Below are 26,652 nucleotides of genomic sequence, written 5' to 3'. Positions count from 1 at the left end.
ACTAAATGTCTCGTGTAGGTAAAAAAATTATCGAGGTACCAGCTAACGTAACTGTTACTGTTGCAGCTGACAACACTGTTACTGTTAAAGGTCCTAAAGGCGAACTTGTTCGTTCTTTCCACCAAGATATGAAAATTGAGCAAGAGGGTAACGTAATCACTGTAGTACGTCCTTCTGATTCAAAAGAACACCGCACAAACCACGGTACTACTCGTGCGCTTCTTGCGAACATGGTTACTGGTGTTTCTGCAGGTTTCGAAAAAGCTTTAGAACTTATCGGTGTAGGTTACCGTGCGCAATTACAAGGTAATAAACTTGTACTTAACGTAGGTTACTCTCATCCAGTAGAGTTCACACCTGAAGATGGTCTACAAATTGAAGTTCCTTCAAACACTAAGATCATCGTTAAAGGTATCAGCAAAGAACGCGTTGGTGCTCTTGCATCTAACATCCGTGACGTTCGTCCACCAGAGCCTTATAAAGGTAAAGGTATTCGTTATGAAGGCGAATATGTTCGTCGTAAAGAAGGTAAAACAGGTAAATAATGCAGCTTAAGCATTAGAAAGGAGTGACCCTTGTGATTACGAAACAAGATAAAAATCAGGTTCGTAAAAAACGTCATGCTCGCGTTCGTTCTAAAATTTCGGGTACTGCTCAGCGTCCACGCTTAAACGTATTCCGTTCTAACAAGAACATTTACGCGCAACTTATCGATGACGTAGCAGGCGTAACAATTGTTAGCGCATCTTCTCAAGAAAATGGTTTCGAAGGTGCTGGTAGCAATGTTGACGCAGCAACTAAAGTCGGTGAAACAATCGCAAAACGCGCTGCGGAAAAAAATATTACTGCTGTAGTATTTGACCGTGGTGGTTACTTATATCATGGACGTGTTAAAGCTTTAGCTGAAGCTGCACGTGAGAACGGTTTAGAATTTTAATAAGAAGGAGGGACACATTTCATGAGTCGTATTGACGCAAACAAACTTGGAGAACTTGAAGAACGCGTAGTTACTATTAACCGCGTTGCTAAAGTTGTTAAAGGTGGACGTCGCTTCCGCTTCACAGCATTAGTTGTAGTTGGCGATAGAAACGGTCATGTAGGTTTCGGTACTGGTAAAGCTCAAGAGGTGCCAGATGCTATCCGCAAAGCTGTTGAAGATGCGAAGAAAAACTTAATCGAAGTGCCACGCGTAGGTGGAACAACTCCACACTTAGTGCAAGGTCGCTTTGGTGCAGGAGAAATCCTAATCAAACCTGCTGCTCCTGGTACAGGGGTTATCGCTGGTGGTCCAGTACGTGCTGTACTAGAACTTGCTGGTATTACTGATATTCTTTCAAAATCACTTGGATCTAACACACCAATTAACATGGTGCGTGCAACAATTCAAGGTTTAACTGAATTAAAACGCGTAGAGGACGTAGCTAAATTACGTGGTAAATCAGTGGAAGAACTATTAGGATAAGGGGGGAAAGATAATGGCTAACAAATTAGAAATCACCCTTACTAAATCTGTGATTGGTACTAAACCTGCACAACGCAAAACTGTTGAAGCTTTAGGTTTACGTAAATTACACCAAACTGTAGAGAAAGCTGATAACGCAGCTACTCGCGGTATGCTTGATAAAGTAGCTCACTTAGTTACTGTAAAAGAAATTTAATTTCCAATTATTGAACAAGGAGGTGCCACCCACTATGAAACTGCATGAGTTAAAACCAGCAGAAGGTTCTCGTAAGCAACGCAACCGCGTTGGTCGTGGTATCGGTTCTGGTAACGGTAAAACAGCAGGTAAAGGTCATAAAGGTCAAAACGCTCGTTCTGGTGGCGGTGTACGCCCAGGCTTTGAAGGCGGTCAGAACCCATTATTCCGTCGTTTACCAAAACGTGGCTTTACGAACATTAACCGTAAAGAATACGCGATCGTTAACCTTGATGCTTTAAACCGTTTCGAAGACGGTGCAGAGGTAACTGCTGCATTATTACTTGAAACTGGTCTAGTGAGCAATGAAAAAGCTGGAATTAAAGTTCTAGGCAACGGAACTCTTAATAAAAAGCTTACTGTCAAAGCTCATAAATTCTCAGCTTCAGCGAAAGAAGCAATCGAGAATGCCGGCGGAACTACTGAGGTGATTTAATGTTTCAGACAATCTCTAACTTTATGCGTGTTCGAGATATAAGAAATAAAATCATTTTCACACTTTTAATGTTAATCGTTTTTCGTATTGGAACTTTCATTCCAGTACCTAACGTTGACGCTAATGTATTAAAGGCAACTGATGAGTTTAACCTCGTTGGTTTCCTGAATACTTTTGGCGGTGGTGCTTTAAAGAACTTCTCCATCTTTGCAATGGGGATTATGCCTTACATCACAGCCTCAATTATTGTTCAGTTATTGCAAATGGACGTAGTACCGAAGTTTGCTGAGTGGGCAAAGCAAGGTGAAGTCGGAAGACGTAAACTTGCGCAATTTACACGCTACTTTACTATTATTCTTGCTTTTATTCAATCATTCGCGATGTCATTTGGTTTTAATAGAATGTATGGCGGGTCATTGATTAAGGAAGAAGGAGTTTTAACATATGTTATAATCTCTATTGTATTAACAGCGGGTACAGCATTCCTAGTATGGCTTGCTGATCAAATTACTGCGCATGGCGTTGGTAATGGTATTTCTGTTGTAATCTTCGCAGGTATCGTTGCGGCATTACCTACAGGTATCAACCAAATCTATGCACAACAAATCGAGGGTGCGGGTGATAAGCTATTTATCAACCTAATTATCCTTGGTCTACTTGTTTTAATCTTGCTTGCGGTTGTTATTGGAGTTATCTACGTGCAACAAGCACTACGTAAAATTCCAATTCAATATGCAAAACGAGTTACTGGGCGAAATCAACAAACTGGTGGTCAACAAACTCATTTACCGTTAAAAGTAAATGCTGCAGGGGTTATTCCTGTAATCTTTGCTTCAGCGTTTCTGATGACACCTCGTACGTTAGTTCCGTTCTTCGGTGAAAATAATGTTACTACTTTCATTAATAACACGTTTGATCATACAAAACCTGTTGGAATGATTATTTATGTGGCATTAATCATCGCATTCACATATTTCTATGCATTCGTACAAGTGAATCCAGAAAATGTGGCAGATAACTTGAAAAAGCAAGGTGCTTATATTCCAGGTATTCGTCCTGGTGAAAACACTCAAACGTATTTAACAAGCGTGTTATATCGTCTGACATTTGTCGGCGCGATTTTCTTAACTGTTATTTCAGTAATGCCGGTTATATTCATAAACTTTATGAATCTACCTGCCTCAGTGCAGATCGGTGGTACTAGTATTATTATCGTAGTCGGCGTAGCGCTCGAAACGATGAAGCAGCTAGAATCTCAACTTGTTAAACGTCACTACAAAGGCTTTATGAAATAATGTTGGTTTTTAGGGAACGTTCCATCGTTTCCTTTAATCAGCAAACCTTTTGTGGGAGGAATATTTCCTAATGAATATCGTTTTAATGGGTCTGCCAGGTGCTGGTAAAGGTACGCAGGCAGATAAAATTGTTGAGAAGTACGCAATTCCTCATATTTCTACAGGCGATATGTTCCGTGCTGCAATTAAAGAAGGTACTGAACTAGGCTTACAAGCTAAGTCGTTTATGGATCAAGGTGCACTTGTACCTGATGAAGTAACGATTGGTATTGTTCGTGAGCGACTGGCTAAACCTGATTGTGAAAAAGGATTCTTATTAGATGGTTTCCCACGTACTGTTCCTCAAGCTGAAGCCTTAGATAGCATTCTTGCTGACCTAGGTAAAGCTATTGAGCATACATTAAACATTCAAGTTGAAAAGGATGAGTTAATTGCTCGTCTTTCAGGTAGACGTATTTGTAAAACTTGTGGTACATCCTATCATTTAATTTTCAATCCTCCTGCTGAGGAAGGGAAATGTGATAAAGATGGTGGCGAGCTTTATACACGTGCAGATGATAATCCTGAAACGGTTGCGAACCGTCTGGAAGTAAATATGAAACAAGCACAACCTCTACTTGATTTCTATCAAGCTAAAGGCGTGTTAACTAATATAGATGGACAGCAAGATATTAACAAAGTGTTTGCTGATCTTGATGCTCTATTACAGAGCAGCCGCAGCTGATACCCGGCTCCGGGCGCAGAGTACTGCTTCCGCGGGAGGCATGCGGGAGCAACAACGAAACATAATTTTTTTGAGAGTTGCAAAAGCATATTGTGCCCGGTATATATTTCTTCTTAAAAGTGCAACATACCTTTTGGAGGAGTATAATGGGTTTCGTGGAAGCATCTGTGTAACGGGTATGAATATCTCATCCAAGACATTCCGGTATTCGTGTAAACATGGGAGATTCAGTGCCCTTACTGGTTCTGTATATTCCGTGGATTGTGTGAAGCGAAACCAGACGAGCGTCTTTCAAACATCTCTCATACAATCCAAACATATGTTGAAACGAGGTTGCTTCTAAAGTTGCAGCAGATATCCGTTTGATGTAACGATGAGAACTTTAATTTGCATATAGAGAGGAGACAGAGTAGATGGCGAAAGATGATGTAATTGAAGTCGAAGGGACAGTTGTTGAGACTTTGCCAAACGCGATGTTTAAGGTAGAATTAGAAAATGGACATGTGATTCTAGCACACGTATCTGGTAAGATTCGTATGCACTTTATCCGTATTCTACCTGGAGATAAGGTTACTATTGAGTTATCTCCTTATGATTTAACTCGCGGTCGTATCACATACCGTTTTAAATAATCTTTTGCGCTCCGGACTACTAAGGAGGTTAGGTTAGATGAAAGTGAGACCATCTGTGAAACCGATCTGCGAAAAATGTAAAGTAATTCGCCGACGCGGTAAAGTAATGGTAATCTGTGAAAATCCTAAACATAAACAAAAACAAGGTTAATTCTAAAGGAGGTGCACAACGTACATGGCACGTATTGCTGGTGTTGATATTCCTCGCGACAAACGCGTGGTAATTTCATTAACGTACATTTTCGGTATTGGTAAAACTACAGCTCAGAAAGTACTAGCTGATGCAGGTATTTCAGAAGATACACGCGTACGCGACTTAACTGAAGATGAGTTAAACAAAATCCGTGAACAATTAGATTCATACAAACTTGAAGGTGACTTACGTCGCGAAACTTCATTAAATATTAAACGTCTGATGGAAATCGGTTCATTCCGTGGTATCCGTCACCGTCGTGGCTTACCTGTTCGTGGTCAAAATACGAAGAACAATGCGCGTACGCGTAAAGGTCCTCGTAAAACAGTTGCGAACAAGAAAAAATAATTGGTAAAGGAGGTTCCTTCTTAACATGGCTCGTAAACAACAAACTCGTAAACGTCGTGTGAAAAAGAATATCGAATCTGGTATCGCACACATTCGTTCTACATTTAACAATACAATCGTAACGATTACAGATATGCAAGGTAACGCTGTATCTTGGTCAAGTGCTGGTGCTCTTGGTTTCCGTGGTTCACGTAAATCTACACCATTCGCTGCTCAAATGGCTGCAGAAACTGCTGCTAAAACATCCCTTGAACATGGTCTGAAAACGTTGGAAGTAACTGTTAAAGGTCCTGGTGCTGGTCGTGAAGCTGCTATTCGTGCACTTCAAGCTGCTGGTTTAGAAGTAACTGCTATTAAAGACGTTACTCCAGTTCCTCATAATGGTTGCCGTCCGCCAAAACGTCGTCGCGTGTAATGGGTGCGTCTCATATTGTATGAGAACATCATTTTTTGTACAGACTGTCTTGTGCAGATAATAAACGATACGTCATTGACGATCGAATCTATGATGGAAAGAACCTATACATTCGATGTTTTGAAGGAGGGTAAATAAAATGATCGAAATTGAAAAACCAAAGATTGAAACGGTGGAGATCAGCGAAGATTCCAAATATGGAAAGTTTGTTGTAGAACCGCTTGAACGCGGATATGGAAACACTTTGGGTAATTCTTTACGTCGTATCCTTCTGTCTTCATTACCAGGAGCTGCTGTCACTTCAATTCAAATTGATGGTGTTCTTCACGAATTCTCAACTGTAGAAGGCGTAGTAGAAGATGTAGCTTCAATCATTTTGAACGTGAAAAAACTAGCTCTTAAAATCTACTCTGACGAAGAAAAAGTTATTGAGATTGATGTTAAAGGCGATGGTACAGTTACGGCTGCTGACATTACACATGACAGTGACGTAGAAATTTTAAACCCAGATCTATATATTGCAACAATCGCTAAAAACGGTCATTTACGTATGCGTATGTATGCACAACGCGGCCGTGGTTACACTCCTGCTGATCAAAACAAACGTGAGGATCTTCCTATCGGCGTGATCCCGATCGACTCTATTTACACTCCAGTATCACGCGTCAATTTCCAAGTGGAAAATACTCGTGTTGGTCAGTCTTCTGACTACGACAAACTTTCTCTTGATGTGTGGACAGATGGCAGCATCGGTCCGAAAGAGGCGATTTCGCTCGGAGCAAAAATTTTAACCGAGCATCTTAACATCTTCGTTGGCATGACAGATGAGGCACAAACTGCTGAAATCATGGTCGAAAAAGAAGAAGATCAAAAAGAAAAAGTTTTAGAGATGACTATCGAAGAGCTTGATCTTTCTGTTCGTTCTTATAACTGTTTAAAACGCGCTGGTATTAATACAGTACTAGAACTTGCGAATAAATCGGAAGACGACATGATGAAAGTTCGTAACCTTGGACGCAAGTCATTAGAAGAAGTAAAAGCGAAGTTAGAAGAGCTTGGTTTAGGATTACGCAAAGAAGACTAAGCGATTTAAACACAACTAACAAGATCAGATTTTTTTCTATAAAGGAGGGAAACATCCATGGGTTACAGAAAACTTGGTCGTACAAGTTCTCAACGTAAAGCGATGTTACGTGACTTAGCTACTGATTTAATCATCAACGAGCGTATCGAAACTACTGAGGCTCGCGCTAAAGAAGTACGTAAAGCTGTTGAAAAAATGATTACTTTAGGTAAACGCGGAGATTTACATGCACGCCGTCAAGCTGCTGCATTTATCCGTCGTGAACTAGTAACAACGACTGATGCAGAAGGTAACGAATCAACATCATTTGCACTTCAAAAGTTATTTGATGATGTTGCACCACGTTATGCTGAGCGTCAAGGTGGTTACACTCGTATTCTTAAAGTAGGTCCTCGTCGTGGCGACGGTGCACCTGTTGTTGTGATTGAACTAGTTTAATCATAAGAGAAAACTTGTGGTGAAGAGGGTGGGAATCACCACCCTCTTTCTTTATAAATGATTTATACGACAAATAATTAAGCTGAGCGTTATGATGAGCGGACACTTATTAGTGTGGCGTCTCGTTTAGCTCTCCGCACCTCATTCAGGAGAAATAGGGCTTGAGCACCCATATTTCTTGTAAATGTAACGACTAGCGCATTTCTATCGAATGAGGTGCGCGCTTTTTTATTAGATTAGATGGCGCCAATTTGTGGTGCTTTTTTTAATATATGGGTGTTATCTTGTTATTTATTAAACCAATATCAATTTGAGTTGTTATTGTAGTATTTTTCTTTTATCGACATACGGATTGTAGTAGAATTCATACATAAAAAAGTGTAAGTTAATTAGTAGAGCTGAGCGTAGGGAGAGGAGTTCTAGATATGCCTGAAATTTTATCTTTAAATAATGTAACTTTTTCATATACACCAGAAAATCCAAATAGTCGTAATGCTGTTGAAAATGTTAGCTTTGCTGTGGAAGAAGGTGAGTGGATTGCTATAGTAGGACATAATGGTTCTGGTAAGTCCACTATTGCCAAGCTGATGAATGGTTTATTGTTTCCTCAACAGGGAGATGTACGAATATTGCGAGAACCCTTGAATGAAGAAAATCTTTGGGAATCTCGCTCCTTAATGGGAATGGTCTTTCAAAACCCTGACAATCAATTCGTTGGAGCAACGGTACAGGATGATGTAGCATTTGCCTTGGAAAACAACGGTATCCCCTTTGAAGAAATGGTAAAACGTGTACATGCGGCACTCGAACAGGTAAAAATGAGTCAGTTTTTAGACCATGAGCCACATCATTTATCTGGTGGACAAAAACAGCGTGTAGCCATTGCTGGGGCACTTGCATTAAAGCCGAAGCTTTTAATTTTAGATGAGGCTACATCCATGTTAGATCCTCAAGGGCGTGCAGAGGTGTTACAAACGGTTCAAACATTACGTGCAGAAACAGGATTAACAGTTTTATCTATTACCCATGATTTAGAAGAGGCAATGTTAGCGGATCGTGTTCTTTTTATGAATGATGGTAAGAAATTTGCAGATGGTACACCTGCTGAAATCTTTGCACTTGGGGACAAGCTAGTTGAATTTGGACTAGATTTGCCATTTGCCTTGAAGTTATCAAAGCTATTGCAAAAGGAAGGTGTTCCATTAATGGGGCAACATATGACAGAAGAAGAGTTGGTGAATGATTTATGGACATCAAACTTCAACAAGTAAGCTATGCCTATGCACAAGGAACGCCCTTTGAAAAACGGGCATTATTCGATGTGGATTTTGACATTCCATCTCATACTTATCAAGCGATAATTGGCCATACCGGTTCTGGGAAATCAACGATTTTGCAGCATTTTAACGCGCTACTAAGACCTACTTCAGGAGAAGTACATATAGGGGATCGTCTTATTGTAGCTGGGAAAAAAGCAAAGGATTTAAAAACTGTAAGACAAAAGGTCGGCATTGTCTTTCAATTTCCAGAGCATCAACTATTTGAAGAAACCGTGTTGAAGGACATTATGTTTGGCCCAATGAACTTTGGTATATCAGAGGAGGAGGCTGAAGCTCGTGCAAGAGAACTTGTCAGCTTAGTCGGTTTGCCAGATAACGTTTTGGATAAATCACCGTTTGATTTATCAGGTGGTCAAATGCGTCGAGTAGCGATTGCAGGCGTTTTGGCGATGGACCCTGAGGTTATTGTCTTAGATGAACCAACAGCAGGTCTTGATCCACGTGGTCAAAAGGAAATTATGGATATGTTTTATCAGCTCCATCAAGAACGTCATCTCACAACCATTCTAGTAACCCATAGTATGGAGGATGCAGCTCGATATGCAGATAATATTGTGATTATGCATGAAGGAAAGAATGTCTTAAGTGGATCACCACGAGTTATTTTTAAAGATGTTGCAACATTAAAGGAATTCCGTTTAGAGCCACCACGTATTGTCCGCTTTCAGCAAAAGATTGAGCACATGAGGGGGCATTCCTTGTCTAAGGTTTGCTTAACAGAGGAAGAGCTTGCTGCTGAAATTGCTCAAGCCCTTAGAGAGGAGCGTGCAGAGTCATGATGGAAAAAATGATCTTTGGTCGCTTCTTACCTGGTGATTCACCTGTACACAAACTTGATCCACGGTCAAAGCTGATCTTTGTGTTCGCCTTTATTATTATTGTGTTTTTAGCCAATAATACCGTGACATATGCTATGTTACTCGCATTCACGCTACTGATTGTATTAGTATCGCGCATTCGTCTATACTTTTTAATAAATGGACTCAAACCAGTACTCTTTTTGATGGCCTTCACATTCATTCTCCATATTTTCATGACGAAGGAAGGCGTCCCTGTGTTTGAATCAAAATTCATTACGATTTATGACGAAGGGATTAGGCGGGGAATATTTATCTCAATTCGTTTTCTAGTATTAGTATTTATGACGTCAATCTTAACTTTAACTACATCACCGATTTCCATTACAGATGGTATCGAGGTTCTACTGAATCCCTTAAAAGCAATAAAAGTACCCGTACATGAATTGGCTTTAATGATGTCCATCTCATTACGCTTTATTCCAACCTTAATGGATGAGACGGATAAAATTATGAAGGCACAAATGGCAAGAGGCTCTGATTTATCATCTGGGCCAATTAAGGACCGTATAAAGGCAGTAGTACCATTGCTTGTGCCTCTCTTTGTCAGTGCATTTAAACGGGCTGAGGATTTAGCAACAGCGATGGAAGTAAGAGGCTATCGCGGTGGTGAAGGACGCACTAGGTACCGTAGGTTAAAATGGGATATGGGGGACACATTTGCGATTGTGTTATTAGTAGCAATAGGCGTATTGCTATTCTTCTATAGAAGTTAAAGGAGTAGGCTATATGCGACGATTAAAAGTAATTATAAGCTATGATGGCACACTTTTTTCGGGCTATCAGGTACAGCCAGGTGAACGCACAGTGCAGGCTGAGCTTGAGCGTGTTCTAGCTATTATGCATAAGGGAGAACAGGTTAAGGTAACTGCAAGTGGTCGTACAGATGCTAAAGTACATGCGACAGGGCAAACATTGCATTTCGACACACCACTTGCCATTCCAGCAGAAAAATATAGTAAGGCTTTGAATGTGCAACTGCCAAGAGATATTCGTGTATTATCGGTTGAGGAAGTGGCACATGACTTTCATGCGCGTTACGATGTGGCTGGAAAAAGATATCGCTATATTTGGTCTTGTGAGCCTATCCAAAGTCCATTCCGCAGATATTATACTGTGGAGACAAATGGGGTCAAACCTAACGTAGAGGCGATGCAAGAGGCAGCTAAGGCTATTATTGGTACACATGACTTTTCTTGTTTTTGCGCGGCGAATACAAGCGTGAAAGATAAAGTACGCACAGTAACATTGTTACAATTTGAATGGCATGGTGAAGAGCTACATATGGTGATTGAAGGGAATGGCTTCTTATATAATATGGTACGTATTATTGCAGGTACTCTTTGGGAGGTTGGGATAGGTCGACGTAAGATTGACAATGTGTCCTATGTAGTTGCTTCAGGTAATCGTGATAAGGCAGGAAAAACCGCTCCACCACAAGGGCTATACTTAGAAAAAGTGTTCTATTAGTGGCGTTCTATAATTCTGAACAACTTCACCAGGTGTTTAATGAAATTGCTTGACTTTAAAAGTCATTCATTATATGATAACAGATGGTATTTTCATTACCACCACAAATAAGCCCCGAAACTTATAGTGTAGTCTAATGAAAAATAACGGTAATCGATCGATTAGGAGGATATATACATGCGTACAACATTCATGGCTAAAGGTCACGAAGTAGACCGTAAATGGTTAGTAGTTGATGCAGAAGGCCAAACTCTTGGACGTTTAGCTTCTGAAGTAGCTGCAATCTTACGTGGTAAACATAAACCAACATTCACACCAAACGTTGACACAGGTGATCACGTAATCATCATCAACGCTGACAAAATCCATTTAACTGGTAACAAATTAGAGGGTAAATTATACCGTCACCACACTCAATTTGCGGGTGGTTTAAAAACACGTACTGCTGGTGAAATGCTAGATAAGTACCCAACAAGAATGATCGAATTAGCAGTTAAAGGAATGCTTCCTAAAAACTCTTTAGGTCGCAAAATGTTCACTAAACTTAATGTTTACACTGGAACAGAGCATCCACATGCTGCACAAAAACCAGAAGCATACGAGCTTCGCGGATAATATAAATTAAGAGGAGGATATTACTTTGGCACAAGTTCAATACATCGGCACTGGTCGCCGTAAAAGCTCTGTAGCTCGCGTACGTTTAGTACCAGGTACAGGTAAAATTGTTATCAACAAACGTGAAATCGAAGAATACGTACCATTCGCTGCATTACGCGAAGTAATTAAACAACCATTAGTAGCTACTGAAACTACAGGAAGCTATGATATCCACGTAAACGTTAACGGTGGTGGATACACTGGTCAAGCTGGTGCTGTTCGTCACGGTATCGCTCGTGCTCTACTTCAAGTAGACCCAGATTTCCGTGCTGCATTAAAATCAGCTGGATTACTTACTCGTGATTCACGCATGAAAGAACGTAAAAAACCAGGTCTACGCGGCGCTCGTCGTGCACCTCAGTTCTCAAAACGTTAATATCGTTGTTATATCAACGATTTCAAGCTCTTCTCAGGTTTACCTGAGAGGAGCTTTTTTTACGTCGATAACAAAAACAATAGGATTTGTTCAGAATTTGTTTAACAGCCCTATGATAGGATGCCTAAGAGGACTAATGAAATACAGGTGAAAGTCATATTGCATAATGGATTTCATTCTAACTAACTGATAGTTTGATGTTATATATAATTGTGTTCAAAATAGGGGAGGGGTGATAGTGAAAAAAAATATTAGCATTACTTTGACCATTATCATGCTATTTATTATCGTATACTTTATTGGCAATGGAGAGTATTTTGTTAGTAGTAGTCAGCCGATTGCGCAGAATGGGATCGTTACGATTGAAGAAAAAGAACTACAAGAAAAGACTATTTTAAAACTAGATGGAGAATGGTCTTTCTATCCAAATATCTTAATAGCATCAAGCGATTCATTCGACGCGTACGAGAGCGAGAAAATACCAATTGAGGTGCCAGCTACTTGGAATAGCTTTGTAGAACCAAATGAGGAAGGACTTACTGTAGGAACGTATCATGTTAAGATAAATGTACCAGTTGAAGGGGAATATGGATTATATATTCGTTCAATTCGTCAATCAAACCGTGTTTTCATAAATGGAAAAGATGTAGGTAGTAAGGGGAATCCGAGTGAAACCTTAAAGGACTTTAAGTTCGAAAATGATGATAAATATACGGTGTTTGCACAAAGTGAGAATCTAATGCTTGATATAGTAATTCATGTCGGGAATTATAATTATCCAAAATCTGGTATTACTTTTCCTATTGAGTTTGGAACAAAGGAAGCTATTCAAAGAGATTTTAGCATGAAAATTTTAGCAGAATCGTTTGTATGTATTGGTTATATTGTATTCGGTGCAATTTATATTATATCGTATAGTCAAAATCGGAAGCGTAAAGAAGAATTGTTTTTGGGGTTATTCACTATATTATTCGGACTGTACATGTCGTTTACAAATGAAAAAGTATTTTTCCTTATTTTTACACATTTAACTATAAATGAACAATTGCGTTTACAATTAGGGATTTTACCACTTGTTGATGTTTGTTTAGCATTATTTCTCTATTATTTGTATCCGGAGTTTATGAGGAAAAAAGCGATTTATATTATTAGTATTTTGTTAGGTTTACTTTTTTTTATCTATGGGATTTACAACCCGATGACAAAAAATAGCATGATTATACCAATAGAAAATCTAGTTCTTTCCCAAATAATCTTTGCAGTAATTTTTATTCCAGTTGGGCTTTATAATGTGTTTGTGCTATTACGTGTGCTTGTGAAAGGTGTAGATGGCTCACATTATATTCTAATTCTTTTAGTATCTCTTACTTGTTATACTTTTTTAATGGTAATGTATTACATTTTCGATATACCTATGGTTTATAGTGAACAATTATTGTTTATTTTTACGCTATATAGTTTTGCATCTCTGCTTAGCTTCCGAGCAAATACATCTTTTAAGGAAGTTCAAGCGTTATCGGAAGAGCTTTTGATGCATAATCAAATGAAGGATGAGTTTTTATTGAAAACGTCTCATGAATTACGTACGCCCTTAAATGGTATTTTAAATATATCCAAATCATTAATGGAAGGTGTACAAGGACCTTTAAAGCGTGAGCAACAAGAAAATGTCATTTTAATACATAATGTCGCGCAACGTTTAGGTTATTTAGTAGAGGATTTATTGATTTCTTCGAATCATATGACCGGAGAAGTTCGTGTTATCCCTCGTGTTGTTCCGATAAGCGTAATTGATGAAGTAATTGAGGAAATTCGTAGTTTAATGTCGAGTGATACATCCATAAGGTTAATAAGTGCAGTAGATTCTAATTTACCCCATATGTATACAGATGAATTACGATTGAAACAAGTGCTTTATAATTTACTCTATAATGCTCTGCAACATACAAAACATGGACAAATTACAGTCTTAGCTAGTGTACGTAATGATTATATGGAAATACAAGTAAGGGATACTGGAATTGGTATACCATCACAAGACTTAGATCGAATTTTTAATTCTTTTTATCAAGTAAAGAAAGGTAAAAAAAGTGGGGGTCTTGGGTTAGGATTAAGTATCTCAAAAAATATAGTAGAACAGTTAAATGGGGAAATTCATGTAACAAGTACATTAGGTGTTGGAACAATTTTTACATTTACGGTGCCACTTGCCACACTCGAAAAACTAGATATTGAAACACAACACCAGATAGGCAATCGAGCAGATAATACTATACTACAGCTAGATTTACCATTAATGCATAAAGGTAATGACAAAGCCATACTCATTGTTGATGATGATCATGTGAATATAAAAGTACTAGTGGACGCATTAATTCAAAAAGGCTATACCGTTATTGGAGTAGATAATGGGTTTGATGCGATAGATTATATAAAGAAACATAAAGTAGATTGTATGTTAGTCGATTTAATGATGAATGGTATGTCAGGCTACGAATTATGCAAACAAGTACGAAAGCAATACGATATGTTGGAATTACCGATTATTGTTTTAACAGCAATTATGCAGCATTCGGATTTAGTGTTATCTTTACAAGTTGGGGCAAATGATTATCTGCAAAAACCGATTGCGATGGATGAATTACTAGTGCGTATTCAATCATTACTAGCAGTTCGACAATCTTCCATTGATGCGATTGAAGATGAAATGAATTATTTATATGCGCAAGTAACTCCTCATTTTGTCTACAATACACTTAACACTATTATCGGCTTAAGCTATACAAATATAGAGAATACACGAGAGGCGTTATACAGTTTAGCCACCTATTTCCGTGCCAAGCTAAATGTCCATTATCGTAACAGCATGGTTTCAATAGAAGATGAAATAGATCTTGTAAAAGCATATCTCTATATTGAAAAAATGCGCTTTGGTGATCGTCTTATAGTTGCGTATGATATTGATGAGTCCATTCAATCTTTGATTCCAGCATTATCAATTCAGCCTATAGTTGAAAATGCAGTTTTTCACGGGATTTCGAAGAAAAAAGAAGGTGGTACTATTGAGGTGAGTGTGCAACGAGAAGGTCAATTTATACGTATTAAAATTTATGATAATGGGGTCGGTATCTCAGAAGAAAAGTTGCAACGATTAGTAAATGAAGAAAACTCACGTATTGGATTTACGAATCCTTTGAAAAAATTTAAGCTTATGAGAAATGCCAGTTTTCGTATATATAGTGAAGAAGGAAAAGGAACTACTGTTATTATTCTATTACCAGAAGAGAATTCGTAACCTTTACAAATGGCGTACCGTTTAAAGATGATTTGGTCTTTACGGAGTCAGAGGCAGACAAAACATCTATCCTAAGACTCTTTCTACTTTCGAGGAAAGAGTCTTTTTGTCATTCCATCATAAAAAGCAATCTGTGAAGTAACCCAAAGATTGCTTAACGTTATTTCTTTTGAAATTGCAGGTGAAATTGATGCAACAGGTAAGCTAATTCCGAAGTGAGGCCATCTAGAAAAGTATATGAAAATATCTCCTATAGTGTTAACTGTTATTTCGTTCGGGTACAGCTTCTTTTAAAATTTGCTCAATCTCATAAAAGCCTAGTTTTTTTGCATGCTGCAATGGTGTGACACCATCTTGATCTCCAATAGTTATATCAGCACCATGATCCACCAATAATTGCACAATTTCTTGATGTTTCTCCCCGCCATTGCCTAATATGACTGCCTCCAATAGAGCTGTCCAATGCAAATTATTAATGTGATTGACATGAATGTCCGAGTGATTAAGTAGCTCTCGGACCACCTCAATATGTCCACGTTCGGATGCAGGGATGATGGCAATTCCACCAAAGCGATTAGTTAGCTTTGTATCTGCCCCTGCAGATATGGCAAGTTTAACGATTTCTAAATAGCCTGATGCCCCTGCATGTAAAAGTACGTTCTCAAGGTTATTATCTCTAATATTAATATCAGCACCATGTTGAATGAGCACCTTCACAGTATCCACCTGGTTATTATAAGTGGCAGCTAAGACAAAGGTTCTTCCATTCTGATCCGTTGTATTAATATTGATGCCTTTTTGCAGAAGTGCTAATACTTTATCAATATCACCGTTCGCTGCTGAAAGTATTAATTGATCATTCATTTTTCCACCCTCTTTTCTTTGGTTAAAACAGCCAAATGACTAATGGTATATCACTGTAGCCTACTTTTCCGTTTATAAAAATATGGTAACATGTTGCGAATTATACGAGTAATATTAAAAAGATATGCTAGGCTTAGCTTTTTCCTATAATAAATAATGTTGAAGTACTCGTTTGTGAGAAATGTCGATCACCCATAAATTAAGTATATGTAGAAAAAAATAAATAGCTTTTTACATAAACCTCACTATTAGTGTACAGATTTAATATATATTAAAAATATTTTCGTATAAGTTTATGTTTTTTTAAGAAATTATTTAGGGGGAGTTTAACATTCCACTTTAATATAGTTTTTAGAAGGTACAACAAACCTTTCATTTTTAAAATTGTCATTATGGGTTTGATGTAATTCAAAATATAAACTAACCGATGGAGGTAAGTAGGTATGAAAAAATTATTAATAGTATCTGTTGCAGCTATTGCATTACTGGCAGCGTGTCAAGATAAGGAGCCTGCAAAAGGCAATAAGACAAATAGTGAGGAAGTTAAAACAGAAAGTACAGTAACAGAAAATACTGCCAAAGAGCAATTAACAAAGGGACAAGAAATGGCTAATGTTCTAAGTGGTACAAATTGGCAAGGTACAAAGGTTTATGATCAAGATCACAATGATTTAACGGCGGAGAACGCAAACTTCATTGGCTTAGCAAAATATGATGCCCAGACAGGTCATTATGAATTCTTTGACGCGGCTACAGGTAAAAGCCGTGAGGATAAAGGGACATTCTTTATCACAAATGATGGGAAACAAAGAATATTAATTTCCGAATCAAAAAACTACCAAGCAGTTGTCGAGATCACTGAGCTAAACGATAGTATCTTTACTTATAAGAGAATGGGTAAAGATGCTGCGGGCAATGATGTAGAAATATTCGTGGAACATATTCCATATAAAGAAAAAGAACTGGCATTTACTGATTCCGATAAAACGTTAGATGCTTCAACAGGTGAAATTGTTACAGACGTTGACGGAGATAAAATTCTCGCTGATACACTATGGCATGGAACAGTTGTGTTAGATGAAGCGGGTAATGATGTAACAGAATTCAATTCAAATTTCATTAGCATTGCAAAGTATGATGCAAATACAAATAAATATGAGTTCTTTAATCCTGAAACAGGTGAAAGTCGTGGAGACTATGGTTACTTTAATGTCATTCATGATAATAAAATAAGAGCGCATGTTTCTGTCGGTGATAATAAGTATGGTGTAGCTCTTGAAATTACAGAAATCAACGATAAGAAGTTCACGTATAAACGAACAGGTAAAGACAAAGATGGCAATGATATAACTGTATTTGTAGAGCATGAGCCATATACAGGTGAATTCAAACCTACTTTTACAAACCAATAAAATTGTTCTTCCTCCCTTAATATAGAAGAAATTAAAACTCTCAAGTTTGTGACTTGGGAGTTTTTTTTACTTTCTGGCATAGTTCATCCACTAATTTCGTACACTAAATGTAAAAGGGTGGTGTATATGGGTGAAGCGCTGGCTTGCACTAGGAGTAATTATGCTTATGAGTATAGTGGTCGTGGCATATGAAACAAATGCTTCGGACCGTAACTTCTTCTTACCGGACCCACTTGGTGGCATAAAAATTGTCATTGATGCAGGGCATGGTGGTGAGGACGGAGGAGCTTCAAAGGGCGAAGTGATTGAAAAGGATATTACACTTGCAATTGCTCAGCATGTAGAGAAGCAATTAAAGAAAAAAGGCGCAACGGTTATAATGACACGAACAAAAAATGGTGATGTAATCGATGAGCATGCGCCATCAGAAAAATATGGAACAATGAGAGAACGGAAAAAGCAAGATATCTTCCTAAGAAAGGATATCGTGGAAAAGGAAAAGCCTGATGTATTTATAACTATTCATGCAAATGCCATTCCTGAAACAAAATGGCGTGGCGCACAGGTATTTTACCATAAGGAAGGACATGCTGATGGAGAGATTCTTGCCAAGAGTATTCAACAATCCATTCGCACTAATTTAAAAAATACAGACCGTGAAGCATTGTCTATTAAGCAAATCTATTTATTGAAAAAAGCGGAAGTACCTGCAGCTTTAGTGGAGACTGGTTTTATTAGTAATGATGAGGAACGAGCATTATTAGTGGACAAAAACTATCAAGAAAAAATGGCAGATGCCATAGTTGAAGGTATAGAAGACTATTTATTAGCCAAAATTGAGTAGAGCAACATCTACAACGTAAATCAAATCATTATGATATACTAATATTGAGACAATATAAGGGGAGTGTTCGTCGTGATTACTGAACAACAAGTACGAGAAATACTGGGACAACTACAAGATCCATTTTTACATAAATCGCTTGCAGAAACAGATGGTATTACGAACGTAGCAATAAAAGAAGAAAAAAATCATGTCAGTGTAAAAATTGCCATTGCTAAACTGAATACACCGGAACAATTACAACTACAAATGAAAGTTGTTGAGGTGTTGAAAGAAGCAGGTGTAAACACTGTTGGTATTCGTTTTGAAGAACTATCAACAGAAAAATTGCAAAGCTTCCGTGGCACAGCAACAGAGTCGGAAGCACAAGATATTTTATCTCCATTAAGCACAGTCCAAGTAATTTCAATTGCTTCTGGTAAAGGTGGAGTTGGTAAATCGACAGTATCAGTAAACTTAGCTGTTGCTTTAGCTCGTCTAGGAAAGAAAGTCGGCTTAATTGACGCAGATATTTATGGATTTAGTGTACCTGATATGATGGGTGTAACGGATATGCCTAAGGTAGTCGATAATCGTATTTTCCCAGTAGATCGCTTTGGGGTAAAAATGATTTCAATGGGCTTCTTTGTAGAAAATAACGCACCGATCGTATGGCGCGGACCAATGCTTGGTAAAGTATTAGACCAATTCTTCCGTGATGTTGAGTGGGGTGAATTAGATTATCTATTATTAGATTTACCTCCTGGCACAGGTGACGTTGCATTAGATATCCATCAAATGTTGCCATCATCAAAAGAAATTGTTGTAACAACTCCACACCCAACAGCAGCATTTGTTGCAGCTCGTGCAGGGGCAATGGCGCTTCAAACAGACCATGAAATTTTAGGAGTTATCGAAAACATGGCTTGGTTTGAATCTAAATCAGGTGACCGAGAATTTGTCTTTGGGCAAGGGGGAGGACCAAAGCTAGCTGACGAACTACGTACAGAGTTACTTGGACAAATCCCGCTTGGGCAACCAGATTGGACAGATGAAGATTTTGCTCCTTCTGTATACGCTGAAAAACATACAACAGGACAAATTTATTTAGACATCGCGACGAAAATCATCGATAAATTAAATAAATAATAAAAAACGGATTTCCACCAGTTTTATGGGGAAATCCGTTTTTACATTACCAAGGTTACTCGGTACTTTTTTGTCCCTTATCCGATCCGCCACCACTATCGCCACTCGCTTCTTTCTTATCGCCACTTCCTGATGAACCTGTTTCGCCACTTTTCTTAATAAGTTCCTGCCATTTAGATTGCATTAAAGGGCTTTCGATCGTTTCCTTTACAACTTCCTCCATTTGCTTGCGCATATTGGATGATTTAAGGATAGTCTCCAACTGCTTTTGCATATCGGGTTGCCCGAAAAATGCCTCCATATCCTTTTGGAAAGTCGGATCTTTTATTAAGTTCTTCATAATATCCTGTTGCTGTTTTTGCATACTTTTCGCAACAGTTTCTTTAAACTTTGGATCTTCAAAGGTTTTTTTCCAAAAGTCTTCTGCTTCCTTGGAAAGTAAAGTTTCCTCGGTAGCTTTTTTCACTTCATCATGCTCTAAAATCAAGAGCTCACGGAAACTCGGCTCTTCTAAAAGCTGTCGCAATGCCTTTTTACCATCCTCTGTTTGTAAAGAGTCAATCATGATTTTTTTTATTTCATCATAGGACATGGTAGAGGTTTTATCTTGTGAACAGGCAGAAAGAAAAAGCATTAGAATCAGTAATAAGGTGAATTTTCGCATCGACAATCAGTCCTTTCTCTAGATAGACTCTTTCAATTATTGTTCACATTTCTCAGGACTTTATGTATTGGTTAGGATGAGAAATAGCTTTTTTAACAAGGCATTGATAAAATAAGGACAGATATATTGAGAAATTGGGGGACTTTTAGTTGTGACGATACGAAATTGGGCAAAGTTTTTCTTCTTTGCAATGCTCGTTGGTGGTGCAGTCAACGGAGTTTTTAGTTTATTTATTCGCTGGGAATTCTTCCAACCATACATAGCAAACGGTCAATGGGGTGAGTTTTTCGCTGGACTTTTATGGATGGTTTTCTTAGGGTTTACAATGAGTGTTATAGCGCAAGCTGGCTTTTTTGCTTATTTAACACTTCATCAGGTAGGTGTTAATATTTTTAGAACACTGACATTATGGAATTGGGTACAGCTATTATTAATTGCCATAACGATTTTCGATATAATTTTCTTCCGCTTTATTCCTGGTGTGAAGGATGGGCAAAGCTGGTTGTTCTATGTAGGACTATTAATTGTCCTCATTTTTGGGGCAATAGCAACAGCTGTTCAAAAAGTAAAATTAACAGGGAAAAAACATGTAATGATTTCGGCACTATTCTTTATGATTGTCATTACAACGTTGGAATGGACAATTGCCTTGATGGGTCGCGATGAAAATATTAATGAGTATGTTGCGCTTTTATTATTCCCATTATTGGCGGTTAATGCGTATCAATTATTAGTATTACCTAAATATAATGCAAAATCTGATGAAGATCGTCAAAAATTAGAAGCACGACGCCAAGCTCGTCGTGAACAGGCTAAAAACGCATAAGGAAAAAATTGCCTCGCTGTATTGGAGGCAATTTTTTTATGGCGCTTTTTTAGTTTGAACCTTATAACCAAATATATTTTCTTCAATCGACATAAACTTATGCTGTTGTATGAGAGTGTTAAGCTCTTTAAAGGATATTTGATTATTTTGATGGAGCGGGAAAAAGACAAAATCACCTTTTTGTAATTTCGGAGTTTTTTCACCTTGCCAAATAAGCGAAGGAGATAGTAAATTCATTTGTTGTTGGAATAAGGCTTTCTGTAAATCCTGTGAATATTGATGATTTCGGGTAGCAAACCATAAAGGTTTTTCTTTTAAATATTTTTCGTAAGTATCAATATCCTTTTGGATGAGCGCAATGTCAATGGGTTCTTCTACTGAATCATCCGGCCCAAGTAATCCTGTAGGCAATTTTCGTTGTTGGATAATTTTTAAATGATCGGGTGACCGTTTTATCCAATCAGCATCTAAAAGTAGAAGTGGATAAGGCTCTTTCACCGTTTGGAGCCATTCTAATAGAGAGTCATCAGAGAAAGAGATCTCTACAATAAGAGATGTGCCATAATGTCCTTTTGTGACCACTACTGGTGCATTCGCAATATTAAATACAGAAATCATCGTTGAATTTATAGGCTTTAAAAAGGCAAAGAGCATTACAATTAAAAGCAGCGAAATCAACGTTTTACGGACCATAATGATAACCTCGTTTCTAAAATTTAAAATAAAAAATGAATCTCTTTAAAAAAACTTATGATTTAGTGTTGACTTTCATGAATAATCGATGTTATTATGTATAAGTCGCCAAGAGGTGACAACGAAATAAAGAAACATGAACCTTGAAAACTGAACAAGCAAAACGTAATCAATAAGGTTTTAAGTAGCTAGCTTCGGTTAGTGAACAAAACAAAAATTTTGGACATCAAACATGATGCCAGCAAAACAATTTGAGCTAATCAAATTTCTTTTATGGAGAGTTTGATCCTGGCTCAGGACGAACGCTGGCGGCGTGCCTAATACATGCAAGTCGAGCGAACAGAAAAGGAGCTTGCTCCTTTGACGTTAGCGGCGGACGGGTGAGTAACACGTGGGCAACCTACCCTATAGTTTGGGATAACTCCGGGAAACCGGGGCTAATACCGAATAATCTCTTTTGCTTCATGGTGAAAGACTGAAAGACGGTTTCGGCTGTCGCTATAGGATGGGCCCGCGGCGCATTAGCTAGTTGGTGAGGTAACGGCTCACCAAGGCGACGATGCGTAGCCGACCTGAGAGGGTGATCGGCCACACTGGGACTGAGACACGGCCCAGACTCCTACGGGAGGCAGCAGTAGGGAATCTTCCACAATGGGCGAAAGCCTGATGGAGCAACGCCGCGTGAGTGAAGAAGGTTTTCGGATCGTAAAACTCTGTTGTAAGGGAAGAACAAGTACAGTAGTAACTGGCTGTACCTTGACGGTACCTTATTAGAAAGCCACGGCTAACTACGTGCCAGCAGCCGCGGTAATACGTAGGTGGCAAGCGTTGTCCGGAATTATTGGGCGTAAAGCGCGCGCAGGCGGTCCTTTAAGTCTGATGTGAAAGCCCACGGCTCAACCGTGGAGGGTCATTGGAAACTGGGGGACTTGAGTGCAGAAGAGGAAAGTGGAATTCCAAGTGTAGCGGTGAAATGCGTAGAGATTTGGAGGAACACCAGTGGCGAAGGCGACTTTCTGGTCTGTAACTGACGCTGAGGCGCGAAAGCGTGGGGAGCAAACAGGATTAGATACCCTGGTAGTCCACGCCGTAAACGATGAGTGCTAAGTGTTAGGGGGTTTCCGCCCCTTAGTGCTGCAGCTAACGCATTAAGCACTCCGCCTGGGGAGTACGGTCGCAAGACTGAAACTCAAAGGAATTGACGGGGGCCCGCACAAGCGGTGGAGCATGTGGTTTAATTCGAAGCAACGCGAAGAACCTTACCAGGTCTTGACATCCCGTTGACCACTGTAGAGATATAGTTTCCCCTTCGGGGGCAACGGTGACAGGTGGTGCATGGTTGTCGTCAGCTCGTGTCGTGAGATGTTGGGTTAAGTCCCGCAACGAGCGCAACCCTTGATCTTAGTTGCCATCATTTAGTTGGGCACTCTAAGGTGACTGCCGGTGACAAACCGGAGGAAGGTGGGGATGACGTCAAATCATCATGCCCCTTATGACCTGGGCTACACACGTGCTACAATGGACGATACAAACGGTTGCCAACTCGCGAGAGGGAGCTAATCCGATAAAGTCGTTCTCAGTTCGGATTGTAGGCTGCAACTCGCCTACATGAAGCCGGAATCGCTAGTAATCGCGGATCAGCATGCCGCGGTGAATACGTTCCCGGGCCTTGTACACACCGCCCGTCACACCACGAGAGTTTGTAACACCCGAAGTCGGTGAGGTAACCTTTTGGAGCCAGCCGCCGAAGGTGGGATAGATGATTGGGGTGAAGTCGTAACAAGGTAGCCGTATCGGAAGGTGCGGCTGGATCACCTCCTTTCTAAGGATTATTTCGGAATACAAACCTTGGGTTTGTAAGATTACGTTTTGCGTTCAGTTTTGAAGGTTCATTCTATTTGAATGAAACACTTCAAAACTTGTTCTTTGAAAACTGGATAAAACGACATTGAAATTGTAACAAACACATTTATTTTTTAAGTTTTTTATAGGCTTAATAACTTGGTTAAGTTATTAAGGGCGCACGGCGAATGCCTTGGCACTAGGAGCCGAAGAAGGACGGCACTAACACCGATATGCTTCGGGGAGCTGTAAGTGAGCTTTGATCCGGAGATTTCCGAATGGGGGAACCCACTACGTTTAATCGCGTAGTATCTTGACGTGAATACATAGCGTCTTGAAGGCAGACCCAGGGAACTGAAACATCTAAGTACCTGGAGGAAGAGAAAGAAAAATCGATTCCCTGAGTAGCGGCGAGCGAAACGGGAAGAGCCCAAACCAAGAGGCTTGCCTCTTGGGGTTGTAGGACACTCTATACGGAGTTACAAAAGAGCGAGTTAGATGAAGCGACTTGGAAAGGTCCGCCAGAGCAGGTAAAAGCCCTGTAGTCGAAAGTTCGTTCTCTCCTGAGTGGATCCTGAGTACGGCGGAACACGTGAAATTCCGTCGGAATCCGGGAGGACCATCTCCCAAGGCTAAATACTACCTAGTGACCGATAGTGAACCAGTACCGTGAGGGAAAGGTGAAAAGCACCCCGGAAGGGGAGTGAAAGAGATCCTGAAACCGTGTGCCTACAAGTAGTTAGAGCCCGTTAATGGGTGATAGCGTGCCTTTTGTAGAATGAACCGGCGAGTTACGATTACGTGCAAGGTTAAGCTTTAGAAGGCGGAGCCGCAGCGAAAGCGAGTCTGAATAGGGCGAAATAGTACGTGGTCGTAGACCCGAAACCAGGTGATCTACCCATGTCCAGGGTGAAGGTGAGGTAACACTTACTGGAGGCCCGAACCCACGCACGTTGAAAAGTGCGGGGATGAGGTGTGGGTAGCGGAGAAATTCCAATCGAACTTGGAGATAGCTGGTTCTCTCCGAAATAGCTTTAGGGCTAGCCTCGTGATGAGAATACTGGAGGTAGAGCACTGTTTGGACTAGGGGGCCATCCCGGTTTACCGAATTCAGACAAACTCCGAATGCCAGATATTTATACACGGGAGTCAGACTGCGAGTGATAAGATCCGTAGTCAAAAGGGAAACAGCCCAGACCACCAGCTAAGGTCCCAAAGTAATCGTTAAGTGGAAAAGGATGTGGCGTTGCACAGACAACCAGGATGTTGGCTTAGAAGCAGCCATCATTTAAAGAGTGCGTAATAGCTCACTGGTCGAGTGACGCTGCGCCGAAAATGTATCGGGGCTAAACGATTCACCGAAGCTGTGGATTGACATCTACGATGTCAGTGGTAGGAGAGCGTTCTAAGTGCGTTGAAGTCAGATCGGAAGGACTGGTGGAGCGCTTAGAAGTGAGAATGCCGGTATGAGTAGCGAAAGACGGGTGAGAATCCCGTCCACCGTATGACTAAGGTTTCCTGAGGAAGGCTCGTCCGCTCAGGGTTAGTCGGGACCTAAGCCGAGGCCGATAGGCGTAGGCGATGGACAACAGGTTGATATTCCTGTACCACCTCCTCACCGTTTGAGAAATGGGGGGACGCAGTAGGATAGGGTAAGCGCGCCGTTGGTTGTGCGCGTCCAAGCAGTAAGGCGTGTGTGTAGGCAAATCCGCACACTGTAACGTTGAGCTGTGATGGCGAGTCCGTATGGACGAAGTTCCTGATTTCACACTGCCAAGAAAAGCCTCTATCGAGGTGAGAGGTGCCCGTACCGCAAACCGACACAGGTAGTCGAGGAGAGAATCCTAAGGTGTGCGAGAGAACTCTCGTTAAGGAACTCGGCAAAATGACCCCGTAACTTCGGGAGAAGGGGTGCTCTTGAGCGTGCAAGCGCATGAGAGCCGCAGTGAATAGGCCCAGGCGACTGTTTAGCAAAAACACAGGTCTCTGCAAAACCGTAAGGTGACGTATAGGGGCTGACGCCTGCCCGGTGCTGGAAGGTTAAGAGGAGTGGTTAGCGCAAGCGAAGCTGCGAATTGAAGCCCCAGTAAACGGCGGCCGTAACTATAACGGTCCTAAGGTAGCGAAATTCCTTGTCGGGTAAGTTCCGACCCGCACGAAAGGCGTAACGATCTGGGCACTGTCTCAACGAGAGACTCGGTGAAATTATAGTACCTGTGAAGATGCAGGTTACCCGCGACAGGACGGAAAGACCCCGTGGAGCTTTACTGTAGCCTGATATTGAATTTTGGTACAACTTGTACAGGATAGGTAGGAGCCAGAGATCTCGGAGCGCCAGCTTCGAAGGAGGCGTCGGTGGGATACTACCCTGGTTGTATTGAAATTCTAACCCATGCCCCTTAGCGGGGCAGGAGACAGTGTCAGGCGGACAGTTTGACTGGGGCGGTCGCCTCCTAAAAGGTAACGGAGGCGCCCAAAGGTTCCCTCAGAATGGTTGGAAATCATTCGTAGAGTGTAAAGGCACAAGGGAGCTTGACTGCGAGACCTACAAGTCGAGCAGGGTCGAAAGACGGGCTTAGTGATCCGGTGGTTCCGCATGGAAGGGCCATCGCTCAACGGATAAAAGCTACCCCGGGGATAACAGGCTTATCTCCCCCAAGAGTCCACATCGACGGGGAGGTTTGGCACCTCGATGTCGGCTCATCGCATCCTGGGGCTGTAGTCGGTCCCAAGGGTTGGGCTGTTCGCCCATTAAAGCGGTACGCGAGCTGGGTTCAGAACGTCGTGAGACAGTTCGGTCCCTATCCGTCGTGGGCGTAGGAAATTTGAGAGGAGCTGTCCTTAGTACGAGAGGACCGGGATGGACACACCGCTGGTGTACCAGTTGTCTTGCCAAAGGCATCGCTGGGTAGCTATGTGTGGACGGGATAAGTGCTGAAAGCATCTAAGCATGAAGCCCCCCTCAAGATGAGATTTCCCATTACGCAAGTAAGTAAGATCCCTCAAAGACGATGAGGTAGATAGGTTCGAGGTGGAAGTGTGGTGACACATGGAGCTGACGAATACTAATCGATCGAGGACTTAACCAAAACGTTTGAAGCATTCAATGCACCGTTTATCCA

General features: G+C 40.4%; 26 protein-coding genes, 2 rRNA genes and 2 pseudogenes. 27 read left to right on the top strand and 3 right to left on the bottom strand.

What is annotated here, in order from left to right:
- Window positions 1-5: 5 nt before the first annotated feature.
- From rplF to LBYS11_RS22025, 21 genes and pseudogenes are all read left to right on the top strand, one after another.
- Window positions 6-545, top strand: coding sequence for a 50S ribosomal protein L6 (rplF, locus tag LBYS11_RS22125; RefSeq protein ID WP_048395570.1), 540 nt, complete (start codon window positions 6-8; stop codon window positions 543-545).
- A 32-nt stretch (window positions 546-577) separates the two neighbouring features.
- Complete coding sequence (rplR, locus tag LBYS11_RS22120; RefSeq protein WP_004233662.1) at window positions 578-937, top strand: 50S ribosomal protein L18; 360 nt, start codon at window positions 578-580, stop codon at window positions 935-937.
- 21 nt (window positions 938-958) lie between these two features.
- Window positions 959-1,462, top strand: a complete 504-nt coding sequence (gene rpsE, locus LBYS11_RS22115; protein WP_004233664.1) for a 30S ribosomal protein S5 — start codon at window positions 959-961, stop codon at window positions 1,460-1,462.
- 13 nt (window positions 1,463-1,475) lie between these two features.
- Complete coding sequence (rpmD, locus tag LBYS11_RS22110; protein WP_004233668.1) at window positions 1,476-1,658, top strand: 50S ribosomal protein L30; 183 nt, start codon at window positions 1,476-1,478, stop codon at window positions 1,656-1,658.
- Between the two features lie 34 nt (window positions 1,659-1,692).
- Window positions 1,693-2,133 (top strand): 50S ribosomal protein L15, encoded by a 441-nt coding sequence (gene rplO, locus LBYS11_RS22105; protein WP_004233670.1) that lies wholly within the window; start codon window positions 1,693-1,695, stop codon window positions 2,131-2,133.
- Window positions 2,133-3,428, top strand: a complete 1,296-nt coding sequence (secY, locus tag LBYS11_RS22100; protein ID WP_004233672.1) for a preprotein translocase subunit SecY — start codon at window positions 2,133-2,135, stop codon at window positions 3,426-3,428. Before rplO ends, secY begins: the two co-directional genes overlap by 1 nt.
- A gap of 70 nt (window positions 3,429-3,498) precedes the next feature.
- Window positions 3,499-4,152, top strand: coding sequence for an adenylate kinase (locus LBYS11_RS22095; RefSeq protein ID WP_004233689.1), 654 nt, complete (start codon window positions 3,499-3,501; stop codon window positions 4,150-4,152).
- A 249-nt stretch (window positions 4,153-4,401) separates the two neighbouring features.
- Window positions 4,402-4,479: pseudogene (locus tag LBYS11_RS22090) on the top strand (type I methionyl aminopeptidase); the annotation flags it as partial.
- An 86-nt stretch (window positions 4,480-4,565) separates the two neighbouring features.
- On the top strand, window positions 4,566-4,784 hold the full coding sequence (gene infA / locus LBYS11_RS22085; protein WP_004233690.1) for a translation initiation factor IF-1: 219 nt from the start codon (window positions 4,566-4,568) through the stop codon (window positions 4,782-4,784).
- A 37-nt stretch (window positions 4,785-4,821) separates the two neighbouring features.
- Window positions 4,822-4,935 (top strand): 50S ribosomal protein L36, encoded by a 114-nt coding sequence (gene rpmJ, locus LBYS11_RS22080; RefSeq protein WP_000868344.1) that lies wholly within the window; start codon window positions 4,822-4,824, stop codon window positions 4,933-4,935.
- Between the two features lie 24 nt (window positions 4,936-4,959).
- Window positions 4,960-5,325 carry a 30S ribosomal protein S13 gene (gene rpsM / locus LBYS11_RS22075; protein ID WP_004233729.1) on the top strand — a complete coding sequence of 122 codons (366 nt, stop codon included), beginning with the start codon at window positions 4,960-4,962 and terminating at the stop codon, window positions 5,323-5,325.
- Between the two features lie 25 nt (window positions 5,326-5,350).
- A complete protein-coding gene (gene rpsK / locus LBYS11_RS22070) occupies window positions 5,351-5,740 on the top strand; it encodes a 30S ribosomal protein S11 (RefSeq protein WP_004233731.1) in 390 nt (129 codons plus the stop codon).
- Window positions 5,741-5,879: 139 nt separating this feature from the next.
- Window positions 5,880-6,824, top strand: coding sequence for a DNA-directed RNA polymerase subunit alpha (locus LBYS11_RS22065; protein WP_004233733.1), 945 nt, complete (start codon window positions 5,880-5,882; stop codon window positions 6,822-6,824).
- 57 nt (window positions 6,825-6,881) lie between these two features.
- Window positions 6,882-7,262: a 50S ribosomal protein L17 gene (rplQ, locus tag LBYS11_RS22060; RefSeq protein WP_008181938.1), complete on the top strand. Its 381-nt coding sequence runs from the start codon at window positions 6,882-6,884 to the stop codon at window positions 7,260-7,262.
- A gap of 425 nt (window positions 7,263-7,687) precedes the next feature.
- The gene (locus tag LBYS11_RS22055) at window positions 7,688-8,533 is read left to right on the top strand and encodes an energy-coupling factor ABC transporter ATP-binding protein (protein WP_103118996.1); all 846 of its coding nucleotides are present in this window, start codon (window positions 7,688-7,690) and stop codon (window positions 8,531-8,533) included.
- Complete coding sequence (locus LBYS11_RS22050; protein WP_103118995.1) at window positions 8,509-9,381, top strand: energy-coupling factor ABC transporter ATP-binding protein; 873 nt, start codon at window positions 8,509-8,511, stop codon at window positions 9,379-9,381. The genes LBYS11_RS22055 and LBYS11_RS22050 overlap by 25 nt, the downstream gene beginning before the upstream one ends.
- The gene (locus LBYS11_RS22045) at window positions 9,378-10,175 is read left to right on the top strand and encodes an energy-coupling factor transporter transmembrane component T family protein (RefSeq protein ID WP_103118994.1); all 798 of its coding nucleotides are present in this window, start codon (window positions 9,378-9,380) and stop codon (window positions 10,173-10,175) included. The genes LBYS11_RS22050 and LBYS11_RS22045 overlap by 4 nt, the downstream gene beginning before the upstream one ends.
- A gap of 13 nt (window positions 10,176-10,188) precedes the next feature.
- Complete coding sequence (gene truA, locus LBYS11_RS22040; protein ID WP_103118993.1) at window positions 10,189-10,929, top strand: tRNA pseudouridine(38-40) synthase TruA; 741 nt, start codon at window positions 10,189-10,191, stop codon at window positions 10,927-10,929.
- A 177-nt stretch (window positions 10,930-11,106) separates the two neighbouring features.
- Entirely contained in the window at window positions 11,107-11,544 is a 438-nt protein-coding gene (gene rplM, locus LBYS11_RS22035) for a 50S ribosomal protein L13 (protein ID WP_004233742.1), read from the top strand.
- A 25-nt stretch (window positions 11,545-11,569) separates the two neighbouring features.
- Window positions 11,570-11,962, top strand: a complete 393-nt coding sequence (gene rpsI, locus LBYS11_RS22030; RefSeq protein ID WP_004233744.1) for a 30S ribosomal protein S9 — start codon at window positions 11,570-11,572, stop codon at window positions 11,960-11,962.
- A gap of 238 nt (window positions 11,963-12,200) precedes the next feature.
- Window positions 12,201-15,257: a sensor histidine kinase gene (locus tag LBYS11_RS22025; RefSeq protein ID WP_103118992.1), complete on the top strand. Its 3,057-nt coding sequence runs from the start codon at window positions 12,201-12,203 to the stop codon at window positions 15,255-15,257.
- A 258-nt stretch (window positions 15,258-15,515) separates the two neighbouring features.
- Here the strand turns inward: LBYS11_RS22025 and LBYS11_RS22020 are convergent, their stop codons facing one another.
- Window positions 15,516-16,121, bottom strand: a complete 606-nt coding sequence (locus tag LBYS11_RS22020; RefSeq protein WP_103118991.1) for an ankyrin repeat domain-containing protein — start codon at window positions 16,119-16,121, stop codon at window positions 15,516-15,518.
- 584 nt (window positions 16,122-16,705) lie between these two features.
- Here LBYS11_RS22020 and LBYS11_RS22015 point away from each other — a divergent pair.
- From LBYS11_RS22015 to LBYS11_RS22005, 3 genes and pseudogenes are all read left to right on the top strand, one after another.
- Window positions 16,706-17,533, top strand: a pseudogene (locus tag LBYS11_RS22015) (DUF4822 domain-containing protein); the annotation flags it as partial.
- Window positions 17,534-17,663: 130 nt separating this feature from the next.
- Window positions 17,664-18,377: an N-acetylmuramoyl-L-alanine amidase gene (locus LBYS11_RS22010; protein ID WP_004233756.1), complete on the top strand. Its 714-nt coding sequence runs from the start codon at window positions 17,664-17,666 to the stop codon at window positions 18,375-18,377.
- A gap of 72 nt (window positions 18,378-18,449) precedes the next feature.
- Window positions 18,450-19,505 (top strand): P-loop NTPase, encoded by a 1,056-nt coding sequence (locus LBYS11_RS22005; protein WP_004233758.1) that lies wholly within the window; start codon window positions 18,450-18,452, stop codon window positions 19,503-19,505.
- 55 nt (window positions 19,506-19,560) lie between these two features.
- Here LBYS11_RS22005 and gerD read toward each other — a convergent pair whose 3' ends face one another.
- Window positions 19,561-20,169, bottom strand: a complete 609-nt coding sequence (gene gerD, locus LBYS11_RS22000) for a spore germination lipoprotein GerD (RefSeq protein ID WP_004233763.1) — start codon at window positions 20,167-20,169, stop codon at window positions 19,561-19,563.
- A gap of 151 nt (window positions 20,170-20,320) precedes the next feature.
- On the opposite strand from gerD, the gene LBYS11_RS21995 reads away from it, so the two are divergent.
- Complete coding sequence (locus LBYS11_RS21995; RefSeq protein WP_054548969.1) at window positions 20,321-20,995, top strand: KinB-signaling pathway activation protein; 675 nt, start codon at window positions 20,321-20,323, stop codon at window positions 20,993-20,995.
- A 36-nt stretch (window positions 20,996-21,031) separates the two neighbouring features.
- Here the strand turns inward: LBYS11_RS21995 and LBYS11_RS21990 are convergent, their stop codons facing one another.
- Window positions 21,032-21,688, bottom strand: coding sequence for a hypothetical protein (locus LBYS11_RS21990; protein WP_004233766.1), 657 nt, complete (start codon window positions 21,686-21,688; stop codon window positions 21,032-21,034).
- A 270-nt stretch (window positions 21,689-21,958) separates the two neighbouring features.
- On the opposite strand from LBYS11_RS21990, the gene LBYS11_RS21985 reads away from it, so the two are divergent.
- Together LBYS11_RS21985 and LBYS11_RS21980 are read left to right on the top strand one after the other, a co-directional pair.
- A 16S ribosomal RNA gene (locus LBYS11_RS21985) occupies window positions 21,959-23,510 on the top strand.
- Window positions 23,511-23,691: 181 nt separating this feature from the next.
- Window positions 23,692-26,619, top strand: a 23S ribosomal RNA gene (locus tag LBYS11_RS21980).
- Together the 16S and 23S rRNA genes form the textbook arrangement of a ribosomal RNA operon.
- Window positions 26,620-26,652: the final 33 nt, after the last annotated feature.

Source organism: Lysinibacillus sp. YS11 (assembly GCF_002896375.1).
GTDB classification, from domain to species: Bacteria; Bacillota; Bacilli; order Bacillales_A; family Planococcaceae; genus Lysinibacillus; species Lysinibacillus capsici.
Note: the sequence above shows the minus strand (reverse complement) of the source record. Positions and strands in the feature narration are given on the sequence as shown.

Excerpts from the sequence above, each read along its gene's own strand:
- rplF (WP_048395570.1), top strand. The coding sequence starts at position 6 with ATGTCTCGTGTAGGTAAAAAAATTATCGAGGTACCAGCTAACGTAACT.
- rpsE (WP_004233664.1), top strand. The coding sequence starts at position 959 with ATGAGTCGTATTGACGCAAACAAACTTGGAGAACTTGAAGAACGCGTA.
- rpmD (WP_004233668.1), top strand. The coding sequence starts at position 1,476 with ATGGCTAACAAATTAGAAATCACCCTTACTAAATCTGTGATTGGTACT.
- rplO (WP_004233670.1), top strand. The coding sequence starts at position 1,693 with ATGAAACTGCATGAGTTAAAACCAGCAGAAGGTTCTCGTAAGCAACGC.
- secY (WP_004233672.1), top strand. The coding sequence starts at position 2,133 with ATGTTTCAGACAATCTCTAACTTTATGCGTGTTCGAGATATAAGAAAT.
- LBYS11_RS22095 (WP_004233689.1), top strand. The coding sequence starts at position 3,499 with ATGAATATCGTTTTAATGGGTCTGCCAGGTGCTGGTAAAGGTACGCAG.
- infA (WP_004233690.1), top strand. The coding sequence starts at position 4,566 with ATGGCGAAAGATGATGTAATTGAAGTCGAAGGGACAGTTGTTGAGACT.
- rpmJ (WP_000868344.1), top strand. The coding sequence starts at position 4,822 with ATGAAAGTGAGACCATCTGTGAAACCGATCTGCGAAAAATGTAAAGTA.
- rpsM (WP_004233729.1), top strand. The coding sequence starts at position 4,960 with ATGGCACGTATTGCTGGTGTTGATATTCCTCGCGACAAACGCGTGGTA.
- rpsK (WP_004233731.1), top strand. The coding sequence starts at position 5,351 with ATGGCTCGTAAACAACAAACTCGTAAACGTCGTGTGAAAAAGAATATC.
- LBYS11_RS22065 (WP_004233733.1), top strand. The coding sequence starts at position 5,880 with ATGATCGAAATTGAAAAACCAAAGATTGAAACGGTGGAGATCAGCGAA.
- rplQ (WP_008181938.1), top strand. The coding sequence starts at position 6,882 with ATGGGTTACAGAAAACTTGGTCGTACAAGTTCTCAACGTAAAGCGATG.
- LBYS11_RS22055 (WP_103118996.1), top strand. The coding sequence starts at position 7,688 with ATGCCTGAAATTTTATCTTTAAATAATGTAACTTTTTCATATACACCA.
- LBYS11_RS22050 (WP_103118995.1), top strand. The coding sequence starts at position 8,509 with ATGGACATCAAACTTCAACAAGTAAGCTATGCCTATGCACAAGGAACG.
- LBYS11_RS22045 (WP_103118994.1), top strand. The coding sequence starts at position 9,378 with ATGATGGAAAAAATGATCTTTGGTCGCTTCTTACCTGGTGATTCACCT.
- truA (WP_103118993.1), top strand. The coding sequence starts at position 10,189 with ATGCGACGATTAAAAGTAATTATAAGCTATGATGGCACACTTTTTTCG.
- rplM (WP_004233742.1), top strand. The coding sequence starts at position 11,107 with ATGCGTACAACATTCATGGCTAAAGGTCACGAAGTAGACCGTAAATGG.
- LBYS11_RS22020 (WP_103118991.1), bottom strand. The coding sequence starts at position 16,121 with ATGAATGATCAATTAATACTTTCAGCAGCGAACGGTGATATTGATAAA.
- gerD (WP_004233763.1), bottom strand. The coding sequence starts at position 20,169 with ATGCGAAAATTCACCTTATTACTGATTCTAATGCTTTTTCTTTCTGCC.
- LBYS11_RS21990 (WP_004233766.1), bottom strand. The coding sequence starts at position 21,688 with ATGGTCCGTAAAACGTTGATTTCGCTGCTTTTAATTGTAATGCTCTTT.